At 54.7% G+C, this 14,412-nt stretch carries 20 protein-coding genes; 11 read left to right on the forward strand and 9 right to left on the reverse strand.

Features of this window, described 5'->3' with window-relative positions; translation table 11 throughout:
• Positions 1 to 26: 26 nt before the first annotated feature.
• The 7 genes from murA to mlaF form a co-directional block, all read right to left on the reverse strand.
• Positions 27 to 1,286 carry a UDP-N-acetylglucosamine 1-carboxyvinyltransferase gene (gene murA / locus AC27FC_RS15420; protein ID WP_023309349.1) on the reverse strand — a complete coding sequence of 420 codons (1,260 nt, stop codon included), beginning with the start codon at positions 1,284 to 1,286 and terminating at the stop codon, positions 27 to 29.
• A gap of 50 nt (positions 1,287 to 1,336) precedes the next feature.
• Positions 1,337 to 1,591, reverse strand: coding sequence for a BolA family iron metabolism protein IbaG (ibaG, locus tag AC27FC_RS15425; RefSeq protein ID WP_008501458.1), 255 nt, complete (start codon positions 1,589 to 1,591; stop codon positions 1,337 to 1,339).
• Between the two features lie 126 nt (positions 1,592 to 1,717).
• Positions 1,718 to 2,011 (reverse strand): lipid asymmetry maintenance protein MlaB, encoded by a 294-nt coding sequence (mlaB, locus tag AC27FC_RS15430; protein WP_023309350.1) that lies wholly within the window; start codon positions 2,009 to 2,011, stop codon positions 1,718 to 1,720.
• On the reverse strand, positions 2,011 to 2,646 hold the full coding sequence (gene mlaC / locus AC27FC_RS15435) for a phospholipid-binding protein MlaC (protein ID WP_033146748.1): 636 nt from the start codon (positions 2,644 to 2,646) through the stop codon (positions 2,011 to 2,013). The genes mlaB and mlaC overlap by 1 nt, the downstream gene beginning before the upstream one ends.
• An 18-nt stretch (positions 2,647 to 2,664) precedes the next feature.
• The gene (gene mlaD, locus AC27FC_RS15440; RefSeq protein WP_033147081.1) at positions 2,665 to 3,213 is read right to left on the reverse strand and encodes an outer membrane lipid asymmetry maintenance protein MlaD; all 549 of its coding nucleotides are present in this window, start codon (positions 3,211 to 3,213) and stop codon (positions 2,665 to 2,667) included.
• Between the two features lie 4 nt (positions 3,214 to 3,217).
• Positions 3,218 to 4,000, reverse strand: a complete 783-nt coding sequence (gene mlaE / locus AC27FC_RS15445) for a lipid asymmetry maintenance ABC transporter permease subunit MlaE (RefSeq protein ID WP_010436044.1) — start codon at positions 3,998 to 4,000, stop codon at positions 3,218 to 3,220.
• Between the two features lie 7 nt (positions 4,001 to 4,007).
• Positions 4,008 to 4,820, reverse strand: a complete 813-nt coding sequence (gene mlaF / locus AC27FC_RS15450; protein WP_024906354.1) for a phospholipid ABC transporter ATP-binding protein MlaF — start codon at positions 4,818 to 4,820, stop codon at positions 4,008 to 4,010.
• Positions 4,821 to 5,047: 227 nt separating this feature from the next.
• Here mlaF and AC27FC_RS15455 point away from each other — a divergent pair, with 227 nt between their 5' ends.
• The 11 genes from AC27FC_RS15455 to npr all read left to right on the forward strand — a co-directional run bounded on the left by AC27FC_RS15455 (position 5,048) and on the right by npr (position 12,967).
• Positions 5,048 to 6,025 (forward strand): calcium/sodium antiporter, encoded by a 978-nt coding sequence (locus tag AC27FC_RS15455; RefSeq protein WP_094934467.1) that lies wholly within the window; start codon positions 5,048 to 5,050, stop codon positions 6,023 to 6,025.
• 13 nt (positions 6,026 to 6,038) lie between these two features.
• On the forward strand, positions 6,039 to 7,025 hold the full coding sequence (gene kdsD / locus AC27FC_RS15460; RefSeq protein WP_196355043.1) for an arabinose-5-phosphate isomerase KdsD: 987 nt from the start codon (positions 6,039 to 6,041) through the stop codon (positions 7,023 to 7,025).
• A 14-nt stretch (positions 7,026 to 7,039) separates the two neighbouring features.
• Positions 7,040 to 7,606 (forward strand): 3-deoxy-manno-octulosonate-8-phosphatase KdsC, encoded by a 567-nt coding sequence (gene kdsC, locus AC27FC_RS15465; RefSeq protein ID WP_196355064.1) that lies wholly within the window; start codon positions 7,040 to 7,042, stop codon positions 7,604 to 7,606.
• A complete protein-coding gene (lptC, locus tag AC27FC_RS15470; protein ID WP_033146749.1) occupies positions 7,603 to 8,178 on the forward strand; it encodes an LPS export ABC transporter periplasmic protein LptC in 576 nt (191 codons plus the stop codon). Before kdsC ends, lptC begins: the two co-directional genes overlap by 4 nt.
• Entirely contained in the window at positions 8,147 to 8,701 is a 555-nt protein-coding gene (gene lptA, locus AC27FC_RS15475; RefSeq protein WP_033146750.1) for a lipopolysaccharide ABC transporter substrate-binding protein LptA, read from the forward strand. The genes lptC and lptA overlap by 32 nt, the downstream gene beginning before the upstream one ends.
• A 6-nt stretch (positions 8,702 to 8,707) precedes the next feature.
• Positions 8,708 to 9,433 (forward strand): LPS export ABC transporter ATP-binding protein, encoded by a 726-nt coding sequence (lptB, locus tag AC27FC_RS15480; RefSeq protein WP_033146751.1) that lies wholly within the window; start codon positions 8,708 to 8,710, stop codon positions 9,431 to 9,433.
• 47 nt (positions 9,434 to 9,480) lie between these two features.
• Positions 9,481 to 10,914, forward strand: a complete 1,434-nt coding sequence (gene rpoN, locus AC27FC_RS15485) for an RNA polymerase factor sigma-54 (protein ID WP_047060252.1) — start codon at positions 9,481 to 9,483, stop codon at positions 10,912 to 10,914.
• A 22-nt stretch (positions 10,915 to 10,936) separates the two neighbouring features.
• Positions 10,937 to 11,224 carry a ribosome hibernation promoting factor gene (gene hpf / locus AC27FC_RS15490; protein ID WP_008501444.1) on the forward strand — a complete coding sequence of 96 codons (288 nt, stop codon included), beginning with the start codon at positions 10,937 to 10,939 and terminating at the stop codon, positions 11,222 to 11,224.
• Between the two features lie 82 nt (positions 11,225 to 11,306).
• Positions 11,307 to 11,798: a PTS IIA-like nitrogen regulatory protein PtsN gene (ptsN, locus tag AC27FC_RS15495; protein ID WP_008501443.1), complete on the forward strand. Its 492-nt coding sequence runs from the start codon at positions 11,307 to 11,309 to the stop codon at positions 11,796 to 11,798.
• Between the two features lie 45 nt (positions 11,799 to 11,843).
• Positions 11,844 to 12,698, forward strand: a complete 855-nt coding sequence (rapZ, locus tag AC27FC_RS15500; protein ID WP_014885397.1) for an RNase adapter RapZ — start codon at positions 11,844 to 11,846, stop codon at positions 12,696 to 12,698.
• Entirely contained in the window at positions 12,695 to 12,967 is a 273-nt protein-coding gene (gene npr, locus AC27FC_RS15505; protein ID WP_003861872.1) for a PTS phosphocarrier protein NPr, read from the forward strand. Before rapZ ends, npr begins: the two co-directional genes overlap by 4 nt.
• Positions 12,968 to 13,006: 39 nt before the next feature.
• Here the strand turns inward: npr and mtgA are convergent, their stop codons facing one another.
• Together mtgA and elbB are read right to left on the reverse strand one after the other, a co-directional pair.
• Positions 13,007 to 13,732 (reverse strand): monofunctional biosynthetic peptidoglycan transglycosylase, encoded by a 726-nt coding sequence (gene mtgA / locus AC27FC_RS15510; RefSeq protein WP_064673371.1) that lies wholly within the window; start codon positions 13,730 to 13,732, stop codon positions 13,007 to 13,009.
• A complete protein-coding gene (elbB, locus tag AC27FC_RS15515; protein ID WP_167818742.1) occupies positions 13,729 to 14,382 on the reverse strand; it encodes an isoprenoid biosynthesis glyoxalase ElbB in 654 nt (217 codons plus the stop codon). Before elbB ends, mtgA begins: the two co-directional genes overlap by 4 nt.
• Between the last annotated feature and the right edge of the window lie 30 nt (positions 14,383 to 14,412).

The raw sequence follows: 14,412 nt of genomic DNA on the forward strand, positions 1-14,412 counted from the left end.
TTGCTGGCAGGGGGCTGCCGGAACGATTACTCGCCCTTCACACGCTCGATGTTGGCACCCAGCGCGCGCAGTTTATCTTCGATACGTTCATAACCACGATCGATGTGATAGATACGATCCACGATCGTTGTACCTTCCGCGATACAACCCGCCAGCACCAGGCTTGCAGACGCACGCAGATCGGTTGCCATCACCTGAGCACCTGACAGTTTCTCAACGCCGTGGCAAATCACGGTATTACTTTCGATCTCAGCATGCGCGCCCATACGGATCAGCTCCGGTACGTGCATAAAGCGGTTCTCGAAAATGGTTTCTGTGATGAAGCCAGTGCCTTCGGCAACCAGGTTCAACAGGGTGAACTGTGCCTGCATGTCCGTAGGGAACGCCGGATGCGGCGCCGTACGCACATTGACCGCTTTTGGACGCTGACCGTGCATATCGAGGCTGATCCAGTCTTCACCGATTTCGATATCCGCACCCGCATCGCGCAGTTTCGCCAGCACCGCATCCAGGGTATCTGGCTGCGCGTTGCGACAAACAATCTTCCCGCCAGAAATCGCCGCAGCGACCAGGAAGGTACCGGTTTCGATACGGTCCGGCAGAACGCGATAGACACCACCGCCCAGACGCTCAACGCCTTCGATGGTGATACGGTCGGTACCCTGACCGGAAATCTTTGCCCCCAGCGCCACGAGGAAGTTGGCGGTATCCACAATCTCCGGTTCGCGCGCGGCATTTTCGATGATGGTGGTACCTTCTGCCAGCGTCGCCGCAGACATAATGGTGACCGTTGCGCCCACGCTCACTTTGTCCATGACGATGTGCGCGCCTTTCAGACGACCATTAACGGACGCTTTAACGTAACCTTCTTCCAGCTTAATCTCGGCGCCCAGTTTTTCCAGACCGAAGATGTGCAGATCAACCGGACGTGCACCGATGGCGCAGCCGCCTGGCAGAGAGACCTGTCCCTGACCAAAACGCGCTACCAGCGGGCCAAGCGCCCAGATGGATGCACGCATGGTTTTCACCAGATCGTAAGGGGCTGAGAAGTTGTTCACCTTGCTGGCGTCGATCCAGACGGAACCGTTACGCTCAACTTTCGTGCCCAGCTGGGTGAGCAGCTTCATGGTGGTGTCGATATCTTTCAGCTTCGGTACGTTCTGAATTTCTACCGGCTCTTCAGCCAGCAGCGCAGCAAAGAGGATTGGCAGCGCGGCGTTTTTAGCGCCAGAAATTGTGACTTCGCCCTGGAGACGCGTTGGCCCCTGTACACGAAATTTATCCATTGTGTGCTCTCTTATAAATTCAACCGTGCTGCGGGCCTGTCGCCCTCAGCTCAAAAACCGTTTAGTTTGCGATCGCGTGCCCACTCTTGCGGGGTGAACGCTTTAATCGACAGGGCGTGGATGCGGTTATCCGCAATATATTCCATCAGCGGCGCGTACACAGCCTGCTGTTTCTTCACGCGGCTCATACCGTCGAACATCTCACCCACAGCAATAACCTGGAAGTGACTGCCATCGCCAGTGACGTGGGCTTCCTGGAGGGAGAGTGCATTCATCAGCACTGTCTGGATTTCATGATTTTCCATGGGCTCTTAATCATCTGATAGTGAAAACAAGCCCAACATCTTAGAGCAAAGTGGCGTTGTCTTAAACAAGCAAAAAGCCCCGACGATGAAACAGTCAGGGCTTTCGGAAGTAACGCACTGAAAATATTAACGAGGCAGTACGTCCTGAGGGAGATTGTAGAGCTGCGCAAGGGTCACGACATTATCGCTCGCGCCGTGAAGCGTGACGCTTGTCCCCTGCTTTTTCCCCACGGCAATCAGATGGGCAAGCAGCGCAACACCTGCCGTATCTACCCGCGTGACGTCGGTTAAGTCGATAAGCGTCACGCCCTGCATCGCTTCGTGGCGTTTGTCCCACAGTGGGTTCAGCAGATCCTGATCCAGTTCACCGGACAGCTTTAATGTCTCGCCTTCACGCGACCAGCTGAGTTGCTGTGACATTACTTCTTCTCATCCAGAGTAATTTTCTGGCGAGAGATAGACTGCAACTGAGCGGTCAGGCCATCAATGCCTTTGGTGCGCAGCAGGTCGCTCCATTCGTTCTGTTTGGTGGTGATCATGCTTACCCCTTCGGCAATCATGTCATAAGCCTGCCAGTGACCGGTCTGGCTGTTTTTACGCCACTGGAAATCCAGACGAACCGGCGGACGACCGTTAGGATCGATGATCGTCACACGGATAGGGACGATGGTCGCATCGCCCAGCGGCTGCTCAGGCGCAATCTGATAGGTCTGGCCGTGGTACATCGCCAGCGCCTGGCCATAAGCCTGTTTCAGGTATTCACGGAACGCGGCAAAGTAGGCATCACGCTGCGCAGGGGTCGCGTCTTTGTAATAACGTCCCAGCACCAGCGCACCCGCATATTTAATCTGCACGTACGGCAGCAGTTCCTGGTCAACAACGTCACGCAGATAATCAGGATTAGCACGAATTTTAGGCTGTTCGTTTTTAAGACGGTCGAATGTCTTCTTCGCCGCTTCGTCCATCAGTTTGTACGGGTTACTCTGATCCGCAGCGTGGGCGGCGGTTAGAGGGGCGATGACCAGCATGGCAACCATTAACAGTCGTTTAAACATGAATGACTTCTCCTGATATTAATTCGCAGCACCTGGCGTCGGTGCGACGTCGGTATGATCTTCGCTCTGCGCAGGGGCAGCGTCGGATTTTTTCTCATCCCCTTTACTGTTGTAAAGGAACTGACCAATCATATCCTCCAGAACCATCGCGGATTTCGTATCCTGAATGACGCTACCGTCTTTAAGGATAGTCGTTCCCAGCTCGGGATCTTCAAAGCCAACGTTAAGCGCCAGATATTGTTCGCCCAGCAGGCCGGAAGTACGGATAGAAAGGGAACTGGTGTCCGGGATATGGTTGTAACGCTCTTCGATATCCATCGCGACGCGTGGCAGGTAGGTTTTCTCATCCAGCGTAATGTCAGATACGCGTCCGATCACCACGCCGCCGATGCGGACCGGTGAACGCGCCTTCAGCCCGCCGATGTTATCGAAGGTGGCATAGATGCGATACGTCGGCTCGGTGCGTACAGACGTGATATCCGCCGCTCTCAGGCAGATAAACAGCGCGGCCAGCAGCGCCAGCAGCAGGAATACACCGACCCAAATTTCATTTTTTCTCGTTTGCATGAACTCAATTCCCAAACATCAGTGCGGTGAGCACAAAATCCAGACCCAGTACGGCCAGCGACGAATGTACGACTGTACGTGTAGTTGCGCGGCTAATGCCCGCCGACGTCGGGATGGCATCGTAACCATTGAACAATGCAATCCAGGTGACCGTAATGGCAAATACCACGCTTTTAATCAGGCAGTTAACCAGATCCATTCGCAGGTCGATGGCGTCCTGCATCGCGGACCAGAAGAAACCGGCATCAATGCCTTTCCAGTGCACACCAACCAGCGAACCGCCCCAGATACCCACGGCGACAAACAGAATAGTCAGTAACGGTAAAGAGATCACCCCAGCCCAGAAACGCGGCGAGATCACGCGACGCAGCGGATCGACCGCCATCATCTCCATGCTGGAGAGCTGCTCGGTCGCACGCATCAGGCCAATTTCAGCCGTTAATGCCGACCCCGCGCGCCCGGCGAACAACAGCGCCGCCACAACCGGCCCCAGCTCGCGCAGCAGCGAGAGCGCCACCAGCATCCCGAGGCTGGTTTCCGCACTGTAGGTTGTCAGAACCAGATAGCCCTGCAGCCCAAGCACCATACCGATAAACAGACCGGAGACAATGATGATGAGCATCGACAGCACGCCGACATTATAAAGCTGCCGCACCAGCAGCGGTGCGTGCTTACGGAATTCCGGCTTGCCGACCAGCGCGTTGAATAACATCAATCCGGCACGCCCGAACGTCCTGATGGTTTTTATGCCACGGTGTCCGAGAGCGGCCAACGCATTTAACAGCATGAGTGGCTTAACTCCCTATTCCCAGTAAATCGTCACGATAGTCGCCCGCCGGGTAGCGGAATGGCACAGGGCCATCGGCAATACCGTCAAGGAACTGCCGCACGCGCGGATCGCAATTTTCCTGCAGCGCCTGAGCGCTACCGTGTGCGACGATCTTTTTGTCCGCCACAATATAGGCGTAATCGGCAATGCTCAATACTTCCGGTACATCGTGAGATACTACAATGCAGGTGACGCCAAGCGCGCTGTTCAGTTCAGAGATGAGCTTCACCAGCACGCCCATCGTGATGGGATCCTGTCCAACAAACGGTTCGTCGAACATGATTAAATCAGGTTCTAATGCAATGGCGCGTGCCAGCGCGGCGCGGCGCGCCATCCCGCCGGACAGCTCCGAAGGCATCAGCTTTGCAGCGCCCCGCAAACCGACGGCTTCGAGCTTCATCATCACCGTGCTTTTCAGCAGTTCTGGCGGCAGGCTGGTATGCTCACGCAGCGGATAGGCCACGTTATCAAAGACATTCATGTCGGTGAACAAGGCTCCCGACTGAAAGAGCATGCTCATGCGTTTGCGGACAGTATACAGACGCGAGCGTGACATCTCCGGGATGTTTTCGCCATCAAAGAGGATTTCACCGCTATCAGGTGGGATCTGCCCACCAATAAGGCGCAGCAGGGTCGTTTTACCGATCCCGGACGGCCCCATGATGGCAGTGATTTTGCCACGCGGTACGGTCAACGAAATATCATCAAATATCAATCTGTTGGCGCGAGAAAAACTCACGCCGCGAACATCGACTAAATTCGCCATCGTTTGGCTCATTTATGGTTCCTTTATTACCCTGCTCACGTTAAGGCATGCCGCCTGAATCAGCCCTCAACTCCGCATTTTTACAGAATAATAGCCGTTGAGGTTAGCGAAAGCTGGCATTTGTTTTACTTTTCCGGCGCATAAAGTCAAAATTAGGAATTCGTTACGCCTCAGACTGTATGCAGTCCAGCCATTCCCGTGCGATGGACCGACGAGTATACCTGAAGAAAGGACTTTTGATGCTTTTAGCAACAGCACTGTTAATAATTGGTTTACTTTTGGTGGTCTACAGTGCTGACCGTTTAGTGTTTGCTGCATCTATCCTGTGTCGCCTGACCGGCGTACCGCCTGTCGTCATCGGGATGACCGTGGTGAGTGTTGGAACGTCACTTCCTGAAATCATCGTCTCTGTCTCGGCATCGCTGCATGGTCAGTTAGACCTGGCAGTTGGTACCGCGATTGGCTCCAACATCGTCAATATACTCTTGATTTTGGGCCTGGCCGCACTGCTCCATCCATTTCGCGTGCATTCTGATGTTCTGCGCCGTGAATTGCCGCTAATGTTAATCGTAAGCCTGCTGGCAGGCTGCGTATTTTACGATGGTGTGCTGAGCTACAGCGACGGCATTTTCCTGCTGGCGCTGGCCGTCATCTGGCTGCTGTATAGTGTTAAAATCGCCCGTCTGGCTGAGAAGCAGGGTCAGGATAGCCTCACGCGGGAGCAGGTCGCCGAACTGCCGCGAGAAGGCACGCTGCCTGTTGCCCTGCTCTGGCTTGGCGTTGCGCTGATCATCATGCCGATGGCAACGCGCATGGTCGTGGATAACGCGACCGTGCTGGCGAACTATTTCGCCATCAGTGAACTGACCATTGGCCTGACGGTGATTGCCATCGGCACCAGCCTGCCGGAGCTGGCCACGGCCATTGCGGGGGCACGGAAAGGTGAGGATGACATTGCCATTGGTAATATCATCGGTTCCAACATATTTAATATCGCCATTGTGATGGGCCTGCCGGCCCTGATAACGCCAGGGCCCTTTAATCCCCTGGCGTTATCACGCGACTACGGCGTGATGTTATTGGTCAGCGTGATATTTGCCCTGCTCTGCTGGCGGCGGCAACGACAGATCGGCAAAGGCGCAGGCGCGCTGCTGACGGGTGGATTTATCGTATGGATGGCGATGCTGTACTGGCTCTCGCCTCTTCTCTCTGGGTAAACGGAAACGCATTATGTCGCAAATAGAATTGCAGCCGGGTTTTGACTTTCAGAAAGCAGGCAAAGAGGTTCTGGAGATTGAACGTGAAGGTCTGGCGCAGTTAGATCAGTACATTAATCAGGATTTTAGTCTGGCATGTGAGAAGATGTTCTACTGTGCCGGCAAAGTCGTGGTGATGGGGATGGGTAAGTCCGGCCACATTGGACGCAAAATGGCGGCAACGTTTGCCAGCACCGGAACCTCTTCCTTCTTTGTACATCCGGGGGAAGCCGCGCACGGTGACCTGGGTATGGTCACGCCGCAGGATATCGTCATCGCGCTGTCCAACTCCGGGGAGTCCAATGAAATTCTGGCGCTGATCCCGGTACTGAAGCGACTGCAGGTGCCGCTTATTTGCATGACCAGCCGTCCGGAAAGCAGCATGGCGCGGGCAGCCGATATTCACCTGTGCGTGAAAGTGCCCAAGGAGGCCTGTCCGCTCGGCCTGGCGCCGACGTCCAGCACCACCGCCGCACTGGTGATGGGTGATGCGCTTGCCGTCGCGCTGCTCGAAGCCCGCGGTTTTACGCCGGAAGATTTCGCGCTTTCCCACCCGGGCGGCGCGCTGGGGCGCAAGCTTCTGCTTCGGGTAAACGATATTATGCACACCGGGGATGAGATCCCTCACGTCAGTAAAGAAGCCTCCCTGCGTGATGCGCTGCTGGAAATCACCCGTAAGAATCTGGGTATGACGGTCGTGTGCGACGATCTGATGAAAATTCAGGGGATCTTCACCGATGGCGACCTGCGCCGCGTGTTCGACATGGGTGTAGATGTCCGCAAGCTCGGCATTGCCGATGTGATGACGCCGGGCGGTATCCGCGTCCGTCCGGGTACGCTGGCCGTGGATGTGCTGAACCTGATGCAGTCCCGCCACATTACCTCAGTGATGGTTGCCGATGGCGACCAGTTGCTGGGTGTGGTACATATGCATGATCTGCTGCGCGCAGGCGTAGTGTAATGAAGGATAAGACAATGAGTAATGCGGGTGCATCCCTTGCAACCTGTTATGGACCGGTCAGTACCCAGATGATGGCAAAGGCGGAAAACATTCGTCTGCTCATCCTGGACGTGGATGGCGTACTTTCCGATGGCCTGATTTACATGGGCAATAATGGTGAAGAGCTGAAAGCGTTTAACGTTCGCGACGGCTACGGTATCCGCTGCGCGCTCACCTCGGGTATTGAGGTGGCTATCATCACCGGGCGAAAAGCTAAACTGGTAGAAGACCGCTGTGAAACCTTAGGAATTACCCATCTGTATCAGGGTCAATCCGATAAGATGGCGGCGTATAAGGATTTACTGGGTAAACTGGCTATCGCGCCGGAAAACGTAGCCTACGTCGGGGACGATCTGATTGACTGGCCCGTGATGGCTGAAGTCGGGCTGAGCATCGCCGTTGCCGATGCGCATCCGCTGCTGATCCCGCGCGCTGACTACGTTACCCACATCAACGGGGGCCGTGGTGCCGTACGTGAAGTCTGCGATCTGCTTTTGCTGGCGCAGGGCAAGCTTGATGAGGCCAAAGGGCAATCGATATGAGTAAAACCAGACGCTGGATTATCATTTTGCTTTCGCTTGTCGCACTGGTATTGATTGGCGTGAACCTTGCCGATCGCGACGATCCGCAAACGGAAGTGGTCAACAATAACGATCCAACCTATAAAAGCGATCACAGCGACACCGTGGTCTACAGCCCGGAAGGCGCGCTGAACTATCGCCTGATTGCCCAGCATGTTGAATATTTTTCAGATGACGGTATTTCGTGGTTTACCCAACCTGTCATGACCACATTTGATAAGGACAAAGTGCCAACGTGGTCAATTAAGTCAGATCGGGCAAAACTGACAAATGACCGTATGCTTTATCTGTATGGCCACGTTGAAGTCAACGCCCTGACCGCTGACTCGCAACTGCGAAAAATTACGACGGATAATGCCCAAATTAACCTGGTAACCCAGGACGTGACCTCGCAGGATCTGGTCACACTGTATGGCACAACATTTAATTCCAGCGGTTTGAGAATGCGCGGGAACTTACGCAGCAAGAACGCCGAGCTGATTGAAAAGGTTAGAACCTCCTATGAAATTCAAAACAAACAAACTCAGCCTTAAAGTAATTATCGCCAGCGCGATGCTGGCGACCAGTCTCCCCGCGCTTGCTGTAACGGGCGATACCGACCAACCGATCCATATCGAGTCTGATACCCAGTCTCTCGATATGCAGGGCAACGTCGTCACCTTCACGGGTAACGTCGTCATGACTCAGGGCACCATCAAAATTAACGCCGACAAAGTGGTCGTGACCCGTCCGGGTGGCGAGCAGGGCAAAGAGATCATTGATGGTTACGGCAACCCGGCCACCTTCTACCAGATGCAGGACAACGGCAAGCCGGTGAAAGGCCGCGCTTCGCATATGCACTATGAGCTGGCGAAGGACCTGGTCATCCTGACCGGAAACGCGTATCTGGAACAGCTGGACAGCAACATTACCGGCGACCAGATCACCTATCTGGTGAAAGAGCAAAAAATGCAGGCCTCCAGCGAGAAAGGCAAACGCGTCACGACCGTCCTGGTTCCGTCGCAGCTGCAGGACAAAGGCAAAGGCCAGGCCCCGGCACAGAAGAAGAGTAACTAATTCGTTATGGCAACATTAACTGCAAAAAATCTCGCGAAGGCCTACAAGGGCCGCCGTGTCGTAGAAGATGTCAGTCTGACCGTCAACTCCGGCGAAATTGTAGGGCTGCTTGGCCCTAACGGTGCGGGTAAAACCACCACCTTCTACATGGTCGTTGGCATTGTGCCGCGCGATGCCGGCAACATTATCATTGACGATGAAGACATCAGCCTTCTGCCGCTGCACGCGCGCGCGCGTCGCGGGATCGGCTACCTGCCGCAGGAAGCCTCCATTTTCCGTCGTCTTAGCGTTTACGATAACCTGATGGCGGTCCTGGAAATTCGTAACGATCTGACCAGCGAACAGCGTCAGGATCGTGCCAACGAGTTGATGGAAGAGTTCCACATTGAGCATCTGCGCGACAGCCTCGGTCAGGCACTCTCCGGGGGTGAACGCCGTCGTGTTGAGATTGCACGTGCGCTGGCCGCAAACCCGAAATTTATCCTTCTGGATGAACCGTTTGCCGGCGTTGACCCGATCTCGGTTATCGACATTAAACGCATCATTGAACACCTGCGTGACAGCGGGCTTGGCGTACTGATCACCGACCACAACGTCCGTGAAACGCTGGCCGTGTGTGAACGCGCGTATATTGTCAGCCAGGGCAATCTGATCGCCCACGGTACGCCGCAGCAGATCCTCGAAGACGATCATGTTAAGCGCGTCTATCTTGGGGAAGACTTCAGACTCTGATAGGGTAGAGGTAACGTAACGCCGAACCGGAGAAAAATGCTCTGAACATGAAGCAAGGTTTGCAATTAAGGCTCAGCCAACAACTGGCAATGACGCCGCAGCTACAGCAGGCAATTCGCCTGTTGCAACTGTCCACGTTAGAACTTCAGCAGGAGCTCCAGCAGGCGCTGGACAGCAACCCCCTGCTGGAACAAACCGATCTTCATGACGAGGTAGATACTCAGCAGTCACAGGATACAGAAGCGCTCGACACCGCGGATGCACTCGAACAAAAAGAGATGCCCGACGAGCTACCGCTGGATGCCAGCTGGGATGAAATCTACACCGCCGGAACCCCTTCCGGTACGCGTGCAGACTACCAGGATGATGAGCTACCGGTCTATCAGGGAGAAACCACCCAGTCGCTGCAGGATTACCTGATGTGGCAGGTGGAACTTACCCCCTTCTCCGATACCGACCGCGCGATTGCCACCTCAATTGTCGATGCCGTTGACGACACCGGCTATTTGACCGTCACGCTGGACGATATCCTGGAAAGCATGGGCGACGAAGAGATTGAACTTGAGGAGATCGAAGCCGTTCTGAAGCGCATCCAGCGTTTCGATCCGGTAGGCGTGGCCGCAAAAGATCTGCGCGACTGCCTGCTGATCCAGCTTTCTCAGTTCAGCAAAGAGACGCCATGGCTCGACGAGGCGCGCTTAATCATCAGCGATCATCTGGATCTGTTGGCCAACCACGATTTCCGCAGCCTGATGCGCGTCACGCGCCTGAAGGAAGAGGTGCTGAAAGAAGCGGTGAATCTGATCCAGTCACTCGATCCGCGCCCGGGACAGTCGATCCAGACCAGCGAGCCCGAGTACGTCATCCCGGACGTGCTGGTGAGAAAACACAATGACCGCTGGGTCGTTGAACTGAATTCAGACAGCATCCCTCGCCTGCAAATCAACCAGCAGTATGCCTCCATGTGCACCAGCGCGCGTAACGACTCCGACAATCAATATATTCGTAGCAATCTTCAGGAAGCGCGATGGCTGATCAAAAGTCTGGAAAGCCGAAATGATACGCTGCTGCGCGTCAGCCGCTGTATTGTCGAACAGCAGCAGGCGTTCTTTGAGCAGGGCGAAGAGTATATGAAACCGATGGTACTGGCGGATATCGCCCAGGCCGTCGAGATGCATGAATCAACCATTTCCCGTGTCACCACGCAGAAGTATCTGCACAGTCCACGCGGTATATTTGAGCTTAAGTATTTCTTCTCCAGCCATGTGAATACCGAGGGCGGCGGCGAAGCGTCGTCAACGGCCATTCGTGCCCTGGTGAAGAAGTTGATCGCCGCGGAGAACCCCGCGAAGCCACTAAGCGACAGTAAGTTAACCACCATGCTGTCCGATCAGGGTATTATGGTGGCACGTCGTACTGTTGCGAAGTATCGAGAGTCTTTATCCATTCCGCCGTCCAACCAGCGTAAACAGCTGGTCTGACACAACCGATAAGGAAGACACTATGCAGCTCAACATCACTGGACAAAACGTCGAAATTACTGAGGCTTTACGCGACTTCGTGAACGCGAAGTTTGCAAAACTCGAGCAGTATTTCGAAAGGATCAATCAGGTCTATATTGTGTTGAAAGTGGAGAAAGTGACTCATATCTCGGATGCCACCCTGCATGTTAACGGGGGTGAACTGCATGCCAGTGCGGAAGGGCAAGACATGTACGCTGCTATCGACGGCTTGATTGATAAGCTTGCACGACAGCTCAATAAACATAAAGATAAACTGAAACAACACTAATTGTCCGGGCAGTTAACGGGTGCAAGACGGCCTGTTGTGAAACACAACAGGCCATTTGTACAGTTAGCGCTTAGGTGAAATTATGATGAACAACGATTCCGCTCTTCAACTGAGCAATGTCCTTAACCAGGAATGTACCCGCAGTGCGGTTCACTGCCAGAGCAAAAAACGTGCGCTGGAGATCATCAGTGAACTGGCTGCCAAACAGCTGGGCCTGCCGCCGCAGGTGGTGTTCGAAGCGATTCTGACCCGTGAAAAAATGGGCAGTACCGGTATCGGCAACGGCATCGCGATCCCGCACGGCAAACTGGAAGAGGATACCCTGCGTGCCGTTGGTGTGTTTGTGCAGCTTGAAACACCCATCGCCTTCGATGCCATTGATAACCAGCCCGTCGATCTCCTCTTCGCGCTGCTGGTGCCTGCCGACCAGACGAAAACCCATCTGCATACGCTGTCGCTGGTCGCAAAACGTCTGGCCGATAAAACCATTTGCCGTCGACTGCGCTCGGCCCAAAGTGATGAAGAGCTCTATCAAATTATCACTGAAGCAGAAGGCAATCAGGATGATGCATAACCAGGAGATGGCCTTCACATCTGTTGTCCTGAGGAGAAACGGAACATGGTGCTGATGATTGTCAGTGGCCGTTCAGGGTCGGGGAAATCCGTTGCTCTGCGCGCCCTGGAAGACATGGGTTTTTACTGCGTCGATAACCTGCCGGTCGTGTTGTTACCCGACCTGGCACGCACGCTGGCGGAGAGACAAACCTCTGCCGCCGTCAGTATCGACGTTCGTAACATGCCTGAATCGCCAGAGATCTTCGAACAGGCCATGAGCAACCTGCCTGACGCGTTCTCGCCTCAGCTGCTGTTCCTCGATGCAGACCGCAATACGCTGATCCGCCGCTACAGCGATACCCGTCGTTTGCATCCGCTTTCCAGCAAGAACCTCTCTCTGGAGAGCGCTATCGATGAAGAGAGCGACCTGCTGGAGCCGCTGCGTTCTCGTGCCGACCTGATTGTCGACACCTCTGAGATGTCCGTTCACGAGCTGGCGGAAATGCTGCGTACCCGGCTGTTGGGTAAACGCGAGCGCGAACTGACGATGGTGTTCGAATCCTTCGGCTTTAAGCACGGTATTCCGATTGATGCGGATTACGTTTTCGACGTGCGCTTCCTGCCGAACCCGCACTGGGATCCAAAACTGCGTCCAATGACCGGTCTGGATAAGCCGGTGGCGGCGTTCCTCGACCGGCACACAGAAGTACACAATTTTATCTACCAGACGCGAAGCTACCTTGAGCTATGGTTACCTATGCTGGAGACAAACAATCGTAGCTACCTGACGGTGGCGATTGGCTGTACCGGCGGTAAACATCGTTCGGTTTACATCGCCGAACAGCTGGCCGACTATTTCCGCTCGCGCGGGAAGAACGTTCAGTCCCGTCATCGCACGCTGGAAAAACGTAAAACATGACCGTAAAACAAACCGTTGAGATCACCAACAAGCTGGGTATGCATGCACGCCCGGCGATGAAGTTGTTTGAGCTGATGCAGGGTTTCGATGCAGAGGTTCTGCTGCGGAATGACGAAGGCACCGAAGCGGAGGCGAACAGCGTGATTGCGCTGCTGATGCTGGATTCCGCCAAAGGGCGCCAGATTGAAGTAGAAGCCACCGGCCCTCAGGAAGAGGAAGCGCTGGCGGCGGTGATTGCCCTGTTTAACGCAGGGTTCGACGAAGATTAAGGTCTGCTATTCAGGCGGGTAGCGCTGCGCTTACCCGCTCTACATAAGATTATTACGCTGCATAAACTCCTCTCCACCCAGCTGATTCATCTGGCGCATAATCCACGCCTGACGGCTTCGCACATAACCTGATGGGGCACTGGCCTTAAAGCGGATAGGGTTCGGTAACACAGCGGCCAATAGCGCCGCTTCTGACATGCTCAGACGGCTGGCTGGCTTATTGAAATACCGCTGTGCGGCAGCTTCCACGCCAAATATACCGTCGCCAAACTCAGCGACGTTGAGATAGACGGTCAGAATGCGTTTTTTGCTCCAGACCGTTTCCATCCCCAGGGTCAACCCTGCTTCCAGCCCTTTTCGCACCCAGCTTCGACCATCCCACAGAAACAGGTTTTTGGCCGTCTGCTGCGACAAGGTTGATGCCCCGCGCACGCGGTTTTCATGGCGTTCGTTATGGGCTAGCGCCTTCTCAATGGCCGCCACGTCGAACCCCCAGTGCTCCGGGAATTTCTGGTCCTCCGCCGCGATGACCGCCAGCCCCATGAACGGGGAGATCTCGTCCATGCTCACCCAGTCAGAGTGGGCAACGTAGCTGAAATCGCCGCTGAACCACGCGCTAAGCTGGCGCTCAACCATAACGGCAGAGAACGGAACCGGCATAATGCTGAATAAAGCCAGCCCGCCTCCCCAGAATACCGCCAGCACAAGTACGATGCGCAAGAGAAAACGTTTCACCCCTGCGCCTGCGGCAAATTTACGCCTCATTCAGTCAGCACCAGCACGCGAGCCACCAGCTTTTCAATACCTGAGGCCGCCTCAGCGATATTATTCGCCAGCATATAAGCCGGCGTGGTGACAATTTTGTTATCTTCATCAACCACAATGTCATCAACCGGGCACGGAACGTGTTCGCCCCCCATTTCCTCGACGATCTCTGCGGTATCAATATCCGTCCCGATAGTCAGGCGCAGCGGGAAATCAAAAATCCTGGGCAGCATTGCCGGCGCGATGCAGATAAAGCCCTGCGGTTTTCCTGCCGCGTGCATGGCCTGCGACAGCGCCTTTAAATGAGGATCGACCTGACACTCCGCTCCCTGCGCAGCAAAGGTACTGAGATTTTTGGCCGCGCCAAACCCACCCGGCACAATAAGCGCATCAAGCTCTGTAGGGTCTGCCTGAATAAGAGGATGGATATCACCTCGCGCAATACGCGCGGCTTCAATCAGTACATTGCGGGTTTCTGCCATCGGCTCGCCGGTCAGATGATTAATCACATCCGCCTGATTTTTGTCCTGCGCAAAACAAATAACCTCTGCTCCCTGCTTAGCCAGGGCCAGCAGCGTGATTACGGCTTCATGTATTTCAGAACCATCGTAAACACCGCATCCGCTCAGCACGACACCAATCTTTTTCATCATGACAATCCTTTTCTGCAACTTGCTGAA

The sequence above is a fragment of the Enterobacter sp. C3_dUdeg genome (genome assembly GCF_057536195.1).

What these genes read in the sequence shown, in the direction of transcription:
- murA (WP_023309349.1), bottom strand. Translation starts at nt 1,286, where the DNA reads ATGGATAAATTTCGTGTACAGGGGCCAACGCGTCTCCAGGGCGAAGTC.
- ibaG (WP_008501458.1), bottom strand. Translation starts at nt 1,591, where the DNA reads ATGGAAAATCATGAAATCCAGACAGTGCTGATGAATGCACTCTCCCTC.
- mlaB (WP_023309350.1), bottom strand. Translation starts at nt 2,011, where the DNA reads ATGTCACAGCAACTCAGCTGGTCGCGTGAAGGCGAGACATTAAAGCTG.
- mlaC (WP_033146748.1), bottom strand. Translation starts at nt 2,646, where the DNA reads ATGTTTAAACGACTGTTAATGGTTGCCATGCTGGTCATCGCCCCTCTA.
- mlaD (WP_033147081.1), bottom strand. Translation starts at nt 3,213, where the DNA reads ATGCAAACGAGAAAAAATGAAATTTGGGTCGGTGTATTCCTGCTGCTG.
- mlaE (WP_010436044.1), bottom strand. Translation starts at nt 4,000, where the DNA reads ATGCTGTTAAATGCGTTGGCCGCTCTCGGACACCGTGGCATAAAAACC.
- mlaF (WP_024906354.1), bottom strand. Translation starts at nt 4,820, where the DNA reads ATGAGCCAAACGATGGCGAATTTAGTCGATGTTCGCGGCGTGAGTTTT.
- AC27FC_RS15455 (WP_094934467.1), top strand. Translation starts at nt 5,048, where the DNA reads ATGCTTTTAGCAACAGCACTGTTAATAATTGGTTTACTTTTGGTGGTC.
- kdsD (WP_196355043.1), top strand. Translation starts at nt 6,039, where the DNA reads ATGTCGCAAATAGAATTGCAGCCGGGTTTTGACTTTCAGAAAGCAGGC.
- kdsC (WP_196355064.1), top strand. Translation starts at nt 7,040, where the DNA reads ATGAGTAATGCGGGTGCATCCCTTGCAACCTGTTATGGACCGGTCAGT.
- lptC (WP_033146749.1), top strand. Translation starts at nt 7,603, where the DNA reads ATGAGTAAAACCAGACGCTGGATTATCATTTTGCTTTCGCTTGTCGCA.
- lptA (WP_033146750.1), top strand. Translation starts at nt 8,147, where the DNA reads ATGAAATTCAAAACAAACAAACTCAGCCTTAAAGTAATTATCGCCAGC.
- lptB (WP_033146751.1), top strand. Translation starts at nt 8,708, where the DNA reads ATGGCAACATTAACTGCAAAAAATCTCGCGAAGGCCTACAAGGGCCGC.
- rpoN (WP_047060252.1), top strand. Translation starts at nt 9,481, where the DNA reads ATGAAGCAAGGTTTGCAATTAAGGCTCAGCCAACAACTGGCAATGACG.
- hpf (WP_008501444.1), top strand. Translation starts at nt 10,937, where the DNA reads ATGCAGCTCAACATCACTGGACAAAACGTCGAAATTACTGAGGCTTTA.
- ptsN (WP_008501443.1), top strand. Translation starts at nt 11,307, where the DNA reads ATGATGAACAACGATTCCGCTCTTCAACTGAGCAATGTCCTTAACCAG.
- rapZ (WP_014885397.1), top strand. Translation starts at nt 11,844, where the DNA reads ATGGTGCTGATGATTGTCAGTGGCCGTTCAGGGTCGGGGAAATCCGTT.
- npr (WP_003861872.1), top strand. Translation starts at nt 12,695, where the DNA reads ATGACCGTAAAACAAACCGTTGAGATCACCAACAAGCTGGGTATGCAT.
- mtgA (WP_064673371.1), bottom strand. Translation starts at nt 13,732, where the DNA reads ATGAGGCGTAAATTTGCCGCAGGCGCAGGGGTGAAACGTTTTCTCTTG.
- elbB (WP_167818742.1), bottom strand. Translation starts at nt 14,382, where the DNA reads ATGAAAAAGATTGGTGTCGTGCTGAGCGGATGCGGTGTTTACGATGGT.